The sequence below is a fragment of the Pseudomonas sp. P8_229 genome, from assembly GCF_034008635.1.
GTDB lineage: Bacteria > Pseudomonadota > Gammaproteobacteria > Pseudomonadales > Pseudomonadaceae > Aquipseudomonas.
This window is the reverse complement of the sequence record NZ_CP125378.1, coordinates 4,616,617-4,630,916: the sequence shown is the minus strand read 5'-3', so window position 1 is coordinate 4,630,916 and position 14,300 is coordinate 4,616,617. Positions and strand designations below refer to the sequence as shown.

Below are 14,300 nucleotides of genomic sequence, written 5' to 3'. Positions count from 1 at the left end.
GGTTCGGTCATGAACGAACGTGATCAGGTCTTGAAAGCGGCCGCCGACCTGGTGTCCGCCTTCGCCCGTAATGATCGCGAGGCTTACTTCGGCGCGTTCAGCATCGATGCGAGCTTCGTCTTCTACACCCTCGAACAGCCCCTGCTGTCGCGCGATGCCTATCAGGCCTTGTGGGACAGCTGGCGCGCCGAGGATGGCTTTGAAGTGCTGTCGTGCACTTCGAGCAACGCCTTCGTCAGCCTGCAAGGTGACGTGGCGGTGTTTATCCATGACGTGGCCACCGAGCTGCGCATGCAAGGGGAGCAACACTTCAGCCAGGAGCGCGAGACGATTGTTTTCAAGAAACAAGCGTCGAGCCTAGAACAACAAGGCCATTGGCTGGCCTGCCATGAACATTTGTCCGCAATGCCGGAAGGGCTGCCATCCCCTAGGGTCTGCTGACGTTGGGTGACGACCGCGACGGAGACCCATTTGGCGCAGGGCAAGGCGCGAGGAACGCAGTTTGGTTGTTCCAAATAAGTTCCGAGCAACGCAGCCCTGCGCCAAATGGGTCCCGTCCCTTCGGGTTGCGCGCCAAAGTGCGCGAGGCTGCGTTGCGGGATTTGCCAAGGGAACAACCATGGGCGGCATCCCGCGCCTTGCCTCGCGCACTTTGGCGCAGCAACGCGGTTCGCCACCCAACGTCAGCAGACCCTATCCAAGACAGGTGACGCTCACGCACGATGAGCGCGCCTTTATGATCGGAGCAGATCATGAATAACAACAACAACAACGACCAAAGCCTTACGCAAATTGAAACCCACGGGGTCGAGCAGATCCCGGACAACGAACGCACCGCTGGCCCGACGGATCTGTTCCGGATGATCTTCGGTGGTTCGAATACCTTTGCCACCGCCGTGCTCGGCAGTTTCCCGGTGCTGTTCGGTCTGTCGTTTCAGGCCGGTGTCTGGGCGATTGTGCTGGGCGTGTTGCTCGGCTCGCTGATCCTCGCACCGATGGGCCTGTTCGGCCCGCTCAATGGCACCAACAATGCCGTGTCGTCCGGTGCGCATTTCGGCGTGCACGGGCGCATCGTCGGCTCGTTCCTGTCGCTGTTGACCGCTATCGCGTTTTTCTCGCTCTCGGTGTGGAGTTCGGGGGATGCGCTGATCGGTGGTGCAAAACGCCTGATCGGTCTGCCGGAAACCGACCTGACCCTGGGCCTGGCCTACGGTCTGTTCGCGATTCTGGTGCTGACCGTGTGCATCTACGGCTTCCGCTTTTTGCTGTGGGTGAACAAGATCGCGGTGTGGAGCGCCAGCCTGTTATTCCTGCTGGGCATCTTCGCCTTCGCCGGTCCTTTCGATGTGAACTACGCCGGCACGGTGAACCTCGGTCAGCCGGGCTTCTGGGCAGCGTTCATCGGGGCTGCGCTGGTCGCGATGAGCAATCCGATTTCCTTCGGTGCCTTCCTCGGCGACTGGTCGCGCTACATCCCGCGTGACACCTCCAAGCAGCGAATCATGGCGGCCGTGGTGCTGTCGCAGATCGCCACGTTCATCCCGTTCCTGTTCGGCCTGAGCACCGCGACCATCGTCGCGATCAAGGCGCCGGATTACATCGCGGCCAACAACTATGTGGGTGGTCTGCTGGCGGTGTCGCCGAGCTGGTTTTTCCTGCCGGTGTGTCTGATTGCGGTGATCGGCGGCATGTCCACCGGCACTACGTCGCTGTATGGCACCGGGCTGGACATGTCCAGCGTGTTCCCACGGGTGCTGTCGCGGGTCAAGGCAACGCTGCTGATCGGCGTGCTGTCGATTGCCTTCATCTTCATCGGACGCTTCGCGGCGAACCTGGTGCAAAGCGTTTCGACCTTCGCCGTACTGATCATCACCTGCACCACGCCATGGATGGTGATCATGATCATCGGTCTGCTGGTGCGTCGCGGTTTCTACTGCCCGGATGACCTGCAAGTGTTCACTCGCGGCGAACAGGGCGGACGCTACTGGTTCAGCCACGGCTGGAACTGGCGCGGTTTGGGTGCATGGATCCCGAGCGCGGCGGTCGGCCTGTGCTTCGTCAATCTGCCGGGGCAGTTCGTCGGCCCGCTGGGTGAAATAGCCGGCGGTATCGACATCAGCTTGCCGGTGACCCTGGGTCTGGCGTCGGTGGTGTACCTGACGCTGCTGAGCCTGTTCCCGGAACCGCGAGAAGTGTTCGGGCCGCAGGATGCGCGCAGCCAAGGCGCATCAGCACCGGCCAAATCGGCACTGCGCCAGGCGGCCTGAAGAAACACACAACCCCTGTGGGAGCAGGCTTGCTCGCGAAAGCGATCTGTCAGTCACATCACTTTTTGAATGTGCCGACGCCTTCGCGAGCAAGCCCGCTCCCACAAGGGCAGCAACTCAGAACCAAATTTGTTTCACCATAAAAAAGACAATCGGAGACACGCCATCATGGCTTTGGATTTATTCGTCGTCCTCATCTACGCCGCCGGCATGCTCTTGCTCGGCTACTTCGGCATGCGCAAGGCCAAGACCAACGAGGACTTTCTGGTCGCCGGACGTAATCTGGGCCCGAGCCTGTACATGGGCACCATGGCCGCGACCGTGCTCGGTGGCGCGTCCACCGTCGGCACCGTGCGCTTGGGCTACGTCCACGGCATCTCCGGCTTCTGGCTCTGCGCGGCACTGGGTTGCGGCATCGTTGCGCTGAACCTGTTCCTCGCCAAACCGCTGCTGAAACTGAAGATCTACACCGTTACCCAGGTCCTGGAAAAACGCTACAACCCGATGGCCCGCTCGGCGAGCGCGGCGATCATGCTGGCCTACGCACTGATGATCGGCGTGACCTCGATCCTGGCGATCGGCACCGTGCTGCAAGTGCTGTTCGGCCTGCCGTTCTGGGTCTCGGTATTGCTCGGCGGCGGTGTGGTGGTGGTCTACTCGGCCATCGGCGGCATGTGGTCGCTGACCCTGACCGACATCGTCCAGTTCATCATCAAGACCGTGGGCCTGATGTTCATCCTGTTGCCGATCTGCCTGTACCGCGTTGGCGGCTGGGACGAACTGGTGCTGAAACTGCCGGCGACCGCCTTCAGCTTCACCACCATCGGCTGGGACACGATCATCACCTACTTCATGATCTACTTCTTCGGCATCCTGATCGGTCAGGACATCTGGCAACGGGTGTTCACCGTCAAGACCGCCAAAGTCGCCCAGTACGCCGGCAGTATCGCGGGCATCTACTGCATCGTCTACGGCCTGGCCTGCGCACTGATCGGCATGGCCGCGCACGTGCTGATCCCGGATCTGGACAACGTCAACAACGCCTTCGCCGCCATCGTCAAACTGTCGCTGCCGGACGGCATCCGTGGCCTGGTGATCGCTGCTGCACTCGCTGCCATGATGTCCACCGCCAGCGCCGGCCTGCTCGCCGCTGCCACTACTCTGACTGAAGACCTGCTGCCGAAACTGCGTGGCGGCAAACAATCGAGCCTGGCCATCAACCGCCTGTTCACCCTGCTCACCGGTGTTGTCGTACTGGGCATCGCGCTGGTGGTGAATGACGTGATCAGCGCCCTGACTCTGGCCTACAACCTGTTGGTCGGCGGCATGCTGATCCCGCTGATGGGTGCGATCTTCTGGAAACGCGCGACCACTGCCGGCGCCATTGCGAGCATGGGCCTGGGTTTCGCCACGGCGCTGCTGTTCATGTTCAAGGACGGTCTGGACGCCAACACCCCGATCTACTACAGCCTGGCTGTGGGCCTGATCAGTTTTGTGGTGGTCAGCCTGTTCTCCCGTCGTCCTGCGACGGTGGCGAGCGCGATCTAAGCTCTGATGTAACGACTTGATGCTTTCTTCGACGGGTGTGGCGTCGGTTGCCACACCCGTTTTTTTCGTCTGGAGAAAATGATTGATGAAGATTGTTTCCCGCGATCAGTGGTTCGAAGTTCTGAGTTTGAGCGACGGCATCCGACTGATCCATGAGCCGTACATCCGCCCGTTCTACCGCTGCAATTTGTGGCACATCCAGGGCCGCGACAAAGATCTGCTGCTCGACAGTGGCTCGGGACTGGTGAGCCTGCGCGAGCAGTTACCGTGGATCACCGAGCGTCCACTGGTGGCGGTGGCCAGTCATTGCCATTTCGACCACATTGCCGGCCATCACGAATTCGCCGAACGCCTGGTGCATCGCGCCGAGGCGGACATACTCGCCGCGCCGGACGGTGAAAACGATCTAAGCCGTGCCTTCGTCGGTGACGACATGTTCGAGGCGCACCCGGACTGCCCGTTGTGCTACGCCGAATACCGGGTCAAGGCCGCGCCGGCCACCGGGTTTGTCGAAGACGGCGATGTGCTCGATCTGGGCAACCGCACGCTGCAGGTGCTGCACACACCGGGGCATTCGCCAGGCGGGATCAGCTTGTATGAGGCGGCGACTGAAACCCTGTTCAGCGGCGACATCATCTACGACGGGCCGCTGATCGAGGACGCCTACCACTCCAACCTGAAAGACTACGCTGCCAGTCTGCGGCGCTTGCAGGCGCTGCCGATCCGCACGGTGCATGGCGGGCATTTCGGCAGTTTTTCCGGCGGGCATTTGCGCTCGATGATTGACGAATGGTTGCGCGGGCACGCTTGAGGCCTGCTGTAATCAGTCAAAACAACAACGAATACATCTGCCATGAGAAGAGCTGCCGTGCGTGCCGCGGTACACCGCTACATCCGGCGTCTGCTGGAAGCCTGCGAATTCAATGACAACACCAGCCTGGTGCAACTAGGGCTGGAAACGGCGGATATCGAGGATCTGATCTTCCATCTGGAAGATGAATTCGGACTGACGGCCTTCACCGCCGAAGAAGATCACATGCTCAAGACCGCCAGGACGGCGAATGATCTGAGCCGATTTCTGCTGATGATCGCGCGACACTGAGAAGGGTTATAAATACTGCACTCGTGTTGCTAAATCCCCTCGCCACAAAAGCAAAAGATCGCAGCCTTCGGCAGCTCCTACACTTTTCTCTGTAGGAGCTGCCGAGGGCTGCGATCTTTTGATCTTTTAATTGAGCACTACCGCCGGCGAGGCTGACGCCGGCGCTGTTCGTCATCGGTGCGGATCGGTACGGGTTGCAGAGGCGGTTCGATCAAGCCGAGGGCAACACCCAAATCGTGCAGCCAGTTCTGAATTTTCTCTTTCATCGTCATGCCCCCTTCAGGGTAGTGCTGAGCGGCCGGAATTCTGAGGCCGCTTCGCACTGATAATAGTCCGAAGTCCTACGCAATGCTCGGTCAAATCCGCAATGATCTGTTACTGAATTGAACAGAATTCCGATCGGTTGGTTCATGCCGTCTGCCGGCTTTCATTCGATGCCACGGGATAGAGCGCCTGCTGCTGTTCAATCCAGGCATTGAGGTTGGCCCCGACCATGCCCTTGCGCCACATGAGCCACGTTGTCGCACTGGCAAACGGCTCGGCCAACGGGTGCACCGCAACGCTTTCGCGCCCCGGCAGACTGGCGAGCATCGACTCCGACATCAGCGCCACGCCGCTGCCGGCAATCACGCAGGCGAGCATGCCCTGATAGGACTCGATCTCCATTGCCCGACCCATCGCCGCCTGATAATGGACAAACCACGCCTCCAGCCGTGCGCGGTAGGCGCAACCGTGACGGAAAGTGAACACCGCCCTGCCCTCGACCTCCTTGGCGCTACGGATCGGCGGATGATCGGCCTCGCTGATCAGCACCAGACGCTCGTCGCACAACGGCACGCCGTCGATGCCCGCCAGCAGCGGCGGGCCGTCCACCAGCGCCGCATCGAGGCGCCCGGAGACCAGACCTTCGAGCAACTCACCGCTGGGCCCTGACTGCACTTGCAGGTTCACCGCCGGGTATTGCTTGTGATAGCGCGCCAGCAACGCCGGCAAATGGATCGCCGCCGTGCTGTACAGCGTGCCGAGGACGAAATCCCCCGCCGGTTGCCCGCCCATCACCGCCGCACTGGCCTGATCGCGCAGAGCAAACAGTTTACCGGTGTAGTCCAGCAGGACTTTTCCTGCAGGCGACAACTGCAACCGCTGACGCTCGCGGACGAACAGTTCTACACCCAATTGCTCTTCCAACTGCTTGAGCCGGGTCGACAGGTTGGATGGCACCCGGTGCAAGCGCTCGGCGGCGCGGGTGATCGAACCTTCCTCGGCCACCGCCTGAAAGATCCGCAATTGGCTGAACTCCACGACTTTTCTCCATAACAGAACAAGTTAATCAATATTATTCAATTTTAAAGAAAGTCAATCAGTTCTAGCCTGACGGTCATTGCTCCTTCAAAGGAATCCCGACCATGTCGCCTCTGATTCGCTTATCCGCCTGTTTCGTCGCCCTGATGATGGCCATGGGCATCGGGCGTTTCGCCCTCACCCCGCAAATGCCGCACCTGCTCAGCGAAGGCCAGCTCGACCTGACCGCCGCCGGTCTGATCGCGGCGGCCAACTACCTCGGCTACCTGCTAGGCGCGGTGGACGCAATGTTCGCCCACCGTCCGCAGCAAGTGCAGCGCCGCCTCTACGGTGGTTTGTGGCTATGTGTGCTGCTGACCCTGGCATCGTTCTGGGCCAACGGTTTCTGGTCGCATCTGTTGCTGCGCTTCGGCACCGGCGTGGCGAGTGCCTGGGTGCTGGTGATGATTACTGCGCTGAGTCAGCCACTGGCGGCTGCGGCGGGTCGACCACGGCTGGGTGCGTTGGTGTTTGCCGGTCCGGGGCTGGGAATTTTTCTCACAGGGCTGCTGGCGCTGGTCTCACATCTACTGCAGCAGACGTCGGCCACGCTGTGGCTGATCTACGCCGCCGTGGCGCTGCTGATGTTGCTGGCAATCGTGCGGATCCTGCCGCAACCGGGCACTCACACGCCGGTCGCCACCCTCAATGTCAGCCACTCGAATCGCGGCATCCCGCGACTGGCGGCGGTGTATGCGCTGTATGGCGTGGGTTACATCATCCCGGCCACGTTTCTCTCACAAATGGCCAATGCGCAGTTTCACGGGCAATGGCAGGCCGATTTGTTCTGGCCGTGCTTCGGCCTTGGCGCGGCCATTGGCGTGCTGCTCGTGAGCCTGCGTCGCCACGACCCGAACACCACGCGGCACTGGCTGACGGCCACCCTCTGGCTACAGGCGCTTGGGGTCTTTGCGTGTCTGCTGGGCAGTGGTTATGGCCTGGCACTGGGGGTGATGTTGTGCGGCATGCCGTTTCTGGCCTGCATGCAACTGGTGATGCAACGTTCGCGGGAACTGGCGCCGCATACCACCCAGCGCAACGCCGGCCTGTTGACCGCCTGCTTCGCCATCGGCCAGCTCAGCGGTCCGTTGCTGGCCGCGCTGAGCAGCCATTTCAGCGGTGGGCTGCAACCGGCACTGGTGATCGCCGGCAGCGGTTTGCTGATGGCCGGCGGGTTGGCCCTGCAATCGTCTACTGCTGGCCGAGCGCTTTGCGCAAACGCCGACGCACCCACTGCTCAGCGCTGACAAAAGTGATGCCGAGCAACACCAGCACCGCGCCGATGACGAAGTTCAGGCTCAGTTGTTCACCGAGCAGCACTACGCCGAAAGTGACGCCGAATAACGGCGTCATGAACGAAAACACCGCCAGATTGGCCGCCAGATAGCGCCGCAACAGCCAGAACCATGTCAGGTAGCTGAAGAACGACACCACCAGGCCCTGGAACAGCACGCTGGCGACCGCCACGGTGGTCAAACTGACGTGAGTGATCTGACCACTGAACAGCGCGATCAACAACAGGCCGACAAAGCCGACGATCAACTGATAGAACAGGGTCAACGTCACCGGCGCCTCCGACAGCCGCGAGGCGCGCACCACCACAGTGGTCGCGCCCCAGCAGGCCCCGGCCAGCACGCCGAACGCATCACCCAGCAGCATGCGCCGGTCGAGGTTGTCCCATGACACGCCGCCGGCAAAGGCAATGGCGATACCAATGAATGCCAGCAGAATCCCCATCCACTGCAGCGGCCGCAGGCGTTCGCTGGCCAGCAGAAAGTGCACACCGAGCGCAGTGAAAATCGGCGCGGTGTAGAGGAACACCGACATGTGCGCTGCGGTGGTCAGCTGCAGGCCTTCGGCGATGAAGAAGAACTCCAGGCCAAACAGCGCGCCGGCCAGCAAACCTCCGCGCCAGGTGTTGCCCACTTGATCCCAGCCGCCCTTCCAGCACAGCAGCAGGCCGACCAGCAACGCGGAAATCCCCGAACGCCCGGCCGCCTGCATCACTGGCGCGATGTCCGGCGCGGCCCACTTGATCATCACTTGCTGCACGCCCCAGATCAGGCACAGGCCGATCATCACCTGCAAGGCAAAACCGTCGGCATTGCGCCGCTCGACACTCACCGCAACACCTCGAACACACACAACATGGCAGCCATCCAATGGTCGAAAATCTGTGTCGGGGATTATCAATCAGCCAGGCAGAAAAAGCCGTCTGGAAAAGACATTTAGTTTGTCTGTTGCGTCAGGGGTGAATGGCTGTCGGCTGCGCCGCCATTCGCGAGCAGGCCCGCTGCCACAGTAGACCGCATGCCCCTGTGGGAGCGGGCTTGCTCGCGAAGGCGTCGGTCAAAACAACAAAAATTACGGGACTGACTACACAAATCGCTTCGCTGCTAAAAAACCGACCGAGCAGGCAACAGCCGTGGCAAACGTCCCCCACGCCCAATCCATCAAACTCACCTGCACCGACCAGCCACGCAACGTCGCCCAATTGGTCAGGTCATACGTGCCGTACGCCACCAGCCCCAACAACGCCCCCATGCGCGCCGCGCGTTGCCAGCTCAGCGCCGGCAACACCACAAATTGCACGCAACCAAAAACGTACAGGCAATAAAAAACCGCTGCCGGAACCAGCAGCGGTTTTTCGAGCATCAGCGAACCGAGCAACTCGCGATAGGTCGGCGCCATCAACACGCCAAGCCAGACGCCATCGAGCAGAAGAAACACCACCAGGGTGGCGCCGTAGGCAATCAGTGCTTTTTTCATCTGCCCGACCTCCAGTGAGCCCATGCAACATGGGCCCCTCGCGGGTCAGGTTAGTTCAATGCGATCGGCGTGAATGACGATCTTGCCGTCCTTGTACAACGAACCGATGGCCTTCTTGAAATTACCCTTGCTGACCCCGAACAGGCTGCTGATCAGCGCCGGATCGCTCTTGTCGCTGACCGCCAGCGTGCCGTTGTTATCGCGCAGTTTGGCGAGGATCTTCGAACTCAGGCTGCTGGCAGCCTCCTGGCCAACCGGTTGCAGGCTGAGGCTGATCTTGCCGTCAGCGCGCACTTCCTTGATGAACCCCTTCTCACTCATGCCGGAACGCATGAACTTGAAGATTTCGTTCTTGTGGATCAGGCCCCAGTGTTTGTTGTTGATGATCGCCTTGAAGCCCATGTCGGTGGCTTCGGCAACCAGCAGGTCAACTTCCTGCCCGACACTGTAGTTGGCCGGGGTCTTGTCGAGGTAACGATCCAGGCGCGCGGTGGCGGTGATGCGGCGCGTGTGCTTGTCGAGGTAGACGTGCACCACGCAGTATTCGCCAGCGGTCATCTGCCGTTTTTCTTCGGAGTACGGCAGCAACAGATCTTTCGGCAGGCCCCAATCGAGGAACACACCGATGCTGTTGACTTCAACTACTTTCAGACTGGCAAATTCACCGACCTGAACTTTTGGTTTTTCAGTGGTAGCGAGAAGTTTGTCTTCGCTGTCCAGATAAATAAATACGTTGAGCCAGTCTTCATCTTCGCTGGGAATATCTTTAGGGATATAACGGTTGGGCAAAAGAATTTCGCCGTCGGCACCGCCGTCCAGATATAAACCGAAGTTAGTGTGTTTAACCACTTGCAAACTGTTGTAACGCCCGACTAAAGCCATTTTCCAAAACCCTCATTGCGTGGCGGCATTCTACCCGGTTTTGCCCGTCTCGTTCGCTGACTGAACACCCGGTTCGAGAAAATCGCCGGGACGCCTTGATTTTCCTCCGCTTGGCGCGGGCCGCTTGCCATTCGTCTGGCCAACGCACGACCTGCAGCGCCGTTTCATTCGGGATATTTTCAGTAACGACGAATAAATGTTCTTATTTAAAACAGTAGCTTAGGGGGATGTTTCGAATAATTAATCGAGAATAATCCACCCACGCACCTGGTTATTCCCGGGGATATTTATCAAGCAATTGTCAAGTTATTCCTGTACGATGCCTGGCCGAGTTACTTTTCTACAGGTTAATGGCCGCCATGCGTGTAAAAGCATCCACCAGCAAAGCAAAGCCAGCTCCAGCCGTTGAAACCAGCGAATCGATCAACGATCAGATCGCAGCGTTCCTCAAGTCCGGCGGCGAAATCCAGCAAATTGCCAAAGGCGTCAGCGGCCAGACGTTCGGCCCGTCCAAGCAGATCAGCCTGGGCAAGAAGTAATACCCGGTAATACACCCGTCCAGAGGCGCTTTGAGCTTCGAAGCGCCTGGACTGGCACCCGCGCTACACCTCTTCTGTTTAATTAATCCGCAAAAATCGACGAACGGCCATCGACTCTGATGATTCGCCGGTATCCTTTCACGCGTCTAGATCAAGCGTTTCAGCAGGCCCGACGACCTGCGCTCGCTGTTCATGGAGTGACGCATGCTCAAATTTTCCTGTTTATCATTTGTAGGCCTGCTGGCCTGTTCATCGGCGCACGCGCAGATTTTCCAGCGCGAGTTCGGCGACTTCGACCTCAAACTCGGTACCACCCCCAGCCGCAGCATGGCCCAGGGGCTGGTCAAGCCTTCGGCGGCCGGCTCGTTCCACGGTGGCCTTGACCTCAGCCACGACAGTGGCCTGTATGTCGGCCAATACGCGCCGAGCATGGGCATCAGCCCCGGCAAAAACCTCGAGATCGATTCCTACGTCGGCTTTAAACAACCTTTCGATCAAACCCTCGGCTACGAAGTCGGGATGATCCACTACAGCTATCCCAAGGTAGACACCCTCGACAGCCAGGAGCTGTTCGGCGGCCTGACCCTGCTCGGCAGCCGCTTCGGCGTAGCCTTCAGCGATGATCCGGATAAACAGAACAACACACTGTTCGCCGACCTAGGCGGCAATCAGCCGTTCGGCATCGGAATCAGCATGAAGTACACCACTCATCAATTGAACTCGCCGGTCTCGGTGGACGGTGGCTACGTCAGCAGTTTTACCGATTGGTCGGTAAAGTTTTCCCGGCCGTTCATGGGCATCGACCTCGACCTGATCTACAGCAACTCCAGCCTCAGCGGCAGTGATTGCTCAGCCTACTCCGGACACAACAGCGAGTGCGACGGGCTGGTCACACTCAAGGCCGCACGCGCGTTCTATTGATCGGCTGAACTGCCGGGAGCATCCTGCGTTCACATAAGAATCAGACGCCAGGCTTTCGCAAGGATTCGCTCATGTCTCGCTGGTTCAAACACTTCGCCACCCTGCTGATTTTCACCCTCGCCCTCGGCGCCTGCAGCCGCGTCGGCCTGGCCTATCGCAACCTCGACGTGATAATCCCGTGGACGCTCAGCGACTACCTGGACATGAACGGCGAGCAAAAGGACTGGTTCAACGAGCGCCTCAAGGAACACCTGAACTGGCACTGCACCACGCAGTTGCCGGGTTACCTGGATTGGCTGGATCGCTTGCAGAGCATGGTTGAAACCAATCAGGTGACCGACGCGGCGCTGCAAGCGCGAACCGCGGAAGCGAAGAAAGCCATCGCTGACACCGCCCGGCAGATCACGCCTTCGGCCATCGAGTTGCTGCAAGGGCTGGATGACAAACAGGTCGCGGAAATGAACGACGCCTTTGCCAAGGATCTGCGCAAGCGTCAGCAGGAATACGTCAAACCGCCACTGGCCCAGCAGATCGCCGAACGCGGCGCGCGCATGGACAAGCGCCTGACCGACTGGCTTGGCCCGTTGAGCGTCACTCAGGAACAACGGGTGATGGCCTGGTCAACCGCACTGGGCGATCAGAACAGCCAATGGATCGCCAACCGCGCGCACTGGCAACAGCAGTTCAGCGCGGCAGTGGTCCAGCGCAAAAGTCCTGAATTCCCACAACGGATCGAGACGCTTCTGGTCAATCGCGAGCGTTTATGGACACCGGATTACCAGAAGGCCTACGCCAACACCGAAGCCCAGGCGCGTGCGCTGGCAGTTGATTTGATGGCGCAGAGCACGCCGCAGCAACGGCAGCGGTTGTTGAAGAAGATCGAGGGGGTGCGTAAAGACTTCAATGACCTCAAGTGCCTGAAGGCAGCACAAAAACCTTAAACAAGATGCCAATCCAATGCGGGAGCGGGCTTGCTCGCGAATGCGGTGTGTCAGTCACCATTAATGTGTCTGATACACCGCATTCGCGAGCAAGCCCGCTCCCACACAGGCCATCAAGCAATCTGTGCCTTGGAAGCCACTTCATCAAAGGTCGCTTCATCCAGCGCATCCTGCTGATCATCCAGCACCTGCCGTGGGTGATCATTGCCGGGGATACTGCTGTCGATCAGGCTCAACAGGCTCGAGCCGCGCGCCGTCAGAATGAAATTGTTGCCGGTACTGCCCTCATGATCCGGACGCGGTTCGATGTATCCACGGTCCAACAGCAACTTTTCGTACTCACAGGCCACCGTTTTCAGGTGATCCAGATTCTCGATCGGCTCGCCCGCACTGGCTTTCTCCGCCGCATAGTCCTCGGCATATTTTCGAGGAGCGAAACTTTCGCCAGCACTGTTCTGCACTTCATGCAGCAAGCGTTCAATCAAATCCCAGTTATAAGTGGTCATCCTGATTCAACCTCCGGTGCGCGTGATTTATGGCGCGTTCATAGGTTGTGACCGAAGCCTGTCGCAGCCGTTCAGCCGCATTTTCAGGGACGACCGACCGGCGGTCTGTCGATTTGCCCAAGGGTTAAACGACTAGTCTGACAAAGACGGTTTCAACCCCCGCAGGAGAAATCATCATGAACGTTGAGAATCATCCAGTGGTGCCGCGTGAAGAATGGCTTGCCGCGCGCCAACAACATCTGGCCGACGAAAAAGCCTTCACCCGGGAGCGCGACCGCCTCAGCGCGAAGCGTCGCGCGTTGCCATGGGTCAAAGTCGACAAGGACTACCGCTTTCACGGCCCGAACGGCGAGCTGAAACTGGCCGACCTGTTCGGTAAACACAGCCAACTGATCGTTTACCACTTCATGTTTGCCAAGGACTGGGAAGAAGGCTGCCAGGGTTGCTCGTTCCTGTCCGACCACATTGACGGCGCCAACCAGCACCTGGCCCACCACGACATTGCAGTGGTCGCGGTCTCCCACGCACCGTTCGAGCAATTTCAGACCTTCAAGCGGCGCATGGGCTGGAAATTCGACTGGGTGTCGTCAGACGGTTCCGATTTCAACTACGACTTTGGCGTGTGCGCCCGGGAGGAGGACGCCAAAGCCGGAAAGGCGACGTACAACTACGAAAAAACTGACAGCGCCGAAGAAGAAATGCCGGGGCTGAGCGTGTTTTATCGAAATGCGGCCGGGGAAATTTTCCATACCTATTCAACATATGCGCGTGGGCTGGATATGTTGGTGGGGGCTTACAACTACCTTGATCTGACGCCCAAGGGCCGCAATGAAGAGGAGATCATGGAGTGGGTGCGCCATCATGATCGCTATGAGGGTGGCAGCCAGTCCAGTTGCTGCCATGGCGGCGAATAGCAACCGACTGCGGCGAGCCTGACTGAACTTTTCACCGCCCCGAGGCCTCCACCGGTTAACCCGCCTTAACCGGAACGGAGGCCGCCCCCCCATGAAAACCCTGCTCAAGCTCACCCTCGCCGCCATCCTTGCCTGCGCCCTGCCCGTGTGGGCCTGTACGCCCGAGGAAGCCACCGCCAAGCGTGAACAACTGGCCAAGGAAGTCTCCAGACTCACCGAACAGAATCCGGCCAAGGCCAAGGAGATCAACGCTGAGTTGCAGAAGATGGATCTTGGTACCGCCAGCGCCGATCTGCCGGACAAGTGCCAGTTGATTGATCAGCGATTGAAAGAGCTGGATTCGGCCGAGAAGAAAACCGAGGGCTAATCCCGCCAAAATCAAAAGATCGCAGCCTGCGACAGCTCCTGCAGAAATCGGTGCAGGAACTGTCGCAGGCTGCGATTTTTTGCCCATTAAAATGCATCAATGCATTTATTTTCTTGCATAAACGCATAATCAGACTAGGGTTACCTCGAGCAAGGAGATCGGCACCGTTCATCGAAGATGAAAACCGTTAACCACCGATCGCT

At 59.3% G+C, this 14,300-nt stretch carries 17 protein-coding genes; 11 read left to right on the top strand and 6 right to left on the bottom strand.

The features are described 5' to 3' along the window. Positions 1-9: 9 nt before the first annotated feature. From QMK55_RS20965 to QMK55_RS20945, 5 genes are all read left to right on the top strand, one after another. Positions 10-441 carry a YybH family protein gene (locus QMK55_RS20965; protein WP_102354146.1) on the top strand — a complete coding sequence of 144 codons (432 nt, stop codon included), beginning with the start codon at positions 10-12 and terminating at the stop codon, positions 439-441. 311 nt (positions 442-752) lie between these two features. Beyond that, the gene (locus QMK55_RS20960) at positions 753-2,267 is read left to right on the top strand and encodes a cytosine permease (protein ID WP_320329893.1); all 1,515 of its coding nucleotides are present in this window, start codon (positions 753-755) and stop codon (positions 2,265-2,267) included. Positions 2,268-2,435: 168 nt separating this feature from the next. Beyond that, a complete protein-coding gene (locus QMK55_RS20955) occupies positions 2,436-3,815 on the top strand; it encodes a sodium:solute symporter (RefSeq protein WP_102354148.1) in 1,380 nt (459 codons plus the stop codon). 85 nt (positions 3,816-3,900) lie between these two features. Continuing rightward, entirely contained in the window at positions 3,901-4,626 is a 726-nt protein-coding gene (locus QMK55_RS20950; protein ID WP_320329892.1) for an MBL fold metallo-hydrolase, read from the top strand. 42 nt (positions 4,627-4,668) lie between these two features. Next, positions 4,669-4,917, top strand: a complete 249-nt coding sequence (locus QMK55_RS20945) for an acyl carrier protein (RefSeq protein ID WP_320329891.1) — start codon at positions 4,669-4,671, stop codon at positions 4,915-4,917. Positions 4,918-5,054: 137 nt separating this feature from the next. On the opposite strand, the gene QMK55_RS20940 is transcribed toward QMK55_RS20945, so the two are convergent. Beyond that, the gene (locus tag QMK55_RS20940; RefSeq protein WP_003184145.1) at positions 5,055-5,183 is read right to left on the bottom strand and encodes a PA1414 family protein; all 129 of its coding nucleotides are present in this window, start codon (positions 5,181-5,183) and stop codon (positions 5,055-5,057) included. A 142-nt stretch (positions 5,184-5,325) separates the two neighbouring features. Further along, entirely contained in the window at positions 5,326-6,219 is an 894-nt protein-coding gene (gene ptrR / locus QMK55_RS20935; RefSeq protein WP_320329890.1) for a putrescine utilization regulator PtrR, read from the bottom strand. A 104-nt stretch (positions 6,220-6,323) separates the two neighbouring features. Between ptrR and QMK55_RS20930 the strand changes: the two genes are divergently transcribed. Further along, on the top strand, positions 6,324-7,505 hold the full coding sequence (locus tag QMK55_RS20930; protein ID WP_102354152.1) for an MFS transporter: 1,182 nt from the start codon (positions 6,324-6,326) through the stop codon (positions 7,503-7,505). Here the strand turns inward: QMK55_RS20930 and QMK55_RS20925 are convergent. From QMK55_RS20925 to QMK55_RS20915, 3 genes are all read right to left on the bottom strand, one after another. After that, on the bottom strand, positions 7,450-8,382 hold the full coding sequence (locus QMK55_RS20925; protein WP_102354153.1) for a DMT family transporter: 933 nt from the start codon (positions 8,380-8,382) through the stop codon (positions 7,450-7,452). The two genes, QMK55_RS20930 and QMK55_RS20925, sit on opposite strands and share 56 nt — an antisense overlap. Before the next feature lie 252 nt (positions 8,383-8,634). Then, on the bottom strand, positions 8,635-9,027 hold the full coding sequence (locus QMK55_RS20920; protein ID WP_320329889.1) for a DUF2177 family protein: 393 nt from the start codon (positions 9,025-9,027) through the stop codon (positions 8,635-8,637). A gap of 45 nt (positions 9,028-9,072) precedes the next feature. After that, positions 9,073-9,909 carry a S1 RNA-binding domain-containing protein gene (locus QMK55_RS20915; RefSeq protein ID WP_320329888.1) on the bottom strand — a complete coding sequence of 279 codons (837 nt, stop codon included), beginning with the start codon at positions 9,907-9,909 and terminating at the stop codon, positions 9,073-9,075. 350 nt (positions 9,910-10,259) lie between these two features. On the opposite strand from QMK55_RS20915, the gene QMK55_RS20910 reads away from it, so the two are divergent. The 3 genes from QMK55_RS20910 to QMK55_RS20900 all read left to right on the top strand — a co-directional run bounded on the left by QMK55_RS20910 (position 10,260) and on the right by QMK55_RS20900 (position 12,310). Further along, the gene (locus tag QMK55_RS20910) at positions 10,260-10,448 is read left to right on the top strand and encodes a hypothetical protein (RefSeq protein WP_016985943.1); all 189 of its coding nucleotides are present in this window, start codon (positions 10,260-10,262) and stop codon (positions 10,446-10,448) included. Between the two features lie 204 nt (positions 10,449-10,652). After that, positions 10,653-11,369 carry a TorF family putative porin gene (locus QMK55_RS20905; protein ID WP_102354156.1) on the top strand — a complete coding sequence of 239 codons (717 nt, stop codon included), beginning with the start codon at positions 10,653-10,655 and terminating at the stop codon, positions 11,367-11,369. Positions 11,370-11,440: 71 nt separating this feature from the next. Beyond that, positions 11,441-12,310, top strand: coding sequence for a DUF6279 family lipoprotein (locus QMK55_RS20900; RefSeq protein WP_102354157.1), 870 nt, complete (start codon positions 11,441-11,443; stop codon positions 12,308-12,310). 113 nt (positions 12,311-12,423) lie between these two features. On the opposite strand, the gene QMK55_RS20895 is transcribed toward QMK55_RS20900, so the two are convergent. Continuing rightward, positions 12,424-12,816 carry a transcriptional regulator gene (locus tag QMK55_RS20895; protein WP_102354158.1) on the bottom strand — a complete coding sequence of 131 codons (393 nt, stop codon included), beginning with the start codon at positions 12,814-12,816 and terminating at the stop codon, positions 12,424-12,426. A 176-nt stretch (positions 12,817-12,992) separates the two neighbouring features. Here QMK55_RS20895 and QMK55_RS20890 point away from each other — a divergent pair, with 176 nt between their 5' ends. Then, positions 12,993-13,730, top strand: a complete 738-nt coding sequence (locus QMK55_RS20890; RefSeq protein ID WP_102354159.1) for a DUF899 domain-containing protein — start codon at positions 12,993-12,995, stop codon at positions 13,728-13,730. Positions 13,731-13,821: 91 nt separating this feature from the next. Further along, positions 13,822-14,097, top strand: a complete 276-nt coding sequence (locus QMK55_RS20885) for a hypothetical protein (RefSeq protein WP_102354160.1) — start codon at positions 13,822-13,824, stop codon at positions 14,095-14,097. The last annotated feature ends 203 nt before the right edge of the window (positions 14,098-14,300 follow it).

What these genes read in the sequence shown, in the direction of transcription:
- QMK55_RS20965 (WP_102354146.1), top strand. Translation starts at nt 10, where the DNA reads ATGAACGAACGTGATCAGGTCTTGAAAGCGGCCGCCGACCTGGTGTCC.
- QMK55_RS20960 (WP_320329893.1), top strand. Translation starts at nt 753, where the DNA reads ATGAATAACAACAACAACAACGACCAAAGCCTTACGCAAATTGAAACC.
- QMK55_RS20955 (WP_102354148.1), top strand. Translation starts at nt 2,436, where the DNA reads ATGGCTTTGGATTTATTCGTCGTCCTCATCTACGCCGCCGGCATGCTC.
- QMK55_RS20950 (WP_320329892.1), top strand. Translation starts at nt 3,901, where the DNA reads ATGAAGATTGTTTCCCGCGATCAGTGGTTCGAAGTTCTGAGTTTGAGC.
- QMK55_RS20945 (WP_320329891.1), top strand. Translation starts at nt 4,669, where the DNA reads ATGAGAAGAGCTGCCGTGCGTGCCGCGGTACACCGCTACATCCGGCGT.
- QMK55_RS20940 (WP_003184145.1), bottom strand. Translation starts at nt 5,183, where the DNA reads ATGAAAGAGAAAATTCAGAACTGGCTGCACGATTTGGGTGTTGCCCTC.
- QMK55_RS20930 (WP_102354152.1), top strand. Translation starts at nt 6,324, where the DNA reads ATGTCGCCTCTGATTCGCTTATCCGCCTGTTTCGTCGCCCTGATGATG.
- QMK55_RS20920 (WP_320329889.1), bottom strand. Translation starts at nt 9,027, where the DNA reads ATGAAAAAAGCACTGATTGCCTACGGCGCCACCCTGGTGGTGTTTCTT.
- QMK55_RS20915 (WP_320329888.1), bottom strand. Translation starts at nt 9,909, where the DNA reads ATGGCTTTAGTCGGGCGTTACAACAGTTTGCAAGTGGTTAAACACACT.
- QMK55_RS20910 (WP_016985943.1), top strand. Translation starts at nt 10,260, where the DNA reads ATGGCCGCCATGCGTGTAAAAGCATCCACCAGCAAAGCAAAGCCAGCT.
- QMK55_RS20905 (WP_102354156.1), top strand. Translation starts at nt 10,653, where the DNA reads ATGCTCAAATTTTCCTGTTTATCATTTGTAGGCCTGCTGGCCTGTTCA.
- QMK55_RS20900 (WP_102354157.1), top strand. Translation starts at nt 11,441, where the DNA reads ATGTCTCGCTGGTTCAAACACTTCGCCACCCTGCTGATTTTCACCCTC.
- QMK55_RS20895 (WP_102354158.1), bottom strand. Translation starts at nt 12,816, where the DNA reads ATGACCACTTATAACTGGGATTTGATTGAACGCTTGCTGCATGAAGTG.
- QMK55_RS20890 (WP_102354159.1), top strand. Translation starts at nt 12,993, where the DNA reads ATGAACGTTGAGAATCATCCAGTGGTGCCGCGTGAAGAATGGCTTGCC.
- QMK55_RS20885 (WP_102354160.1), top strand. Translation starts at nt 13,822, where the DNA reads ATGAAAACCCTGCTCAAGCTCACCCTCGCCGCCATCCTTGCCTGCGCC.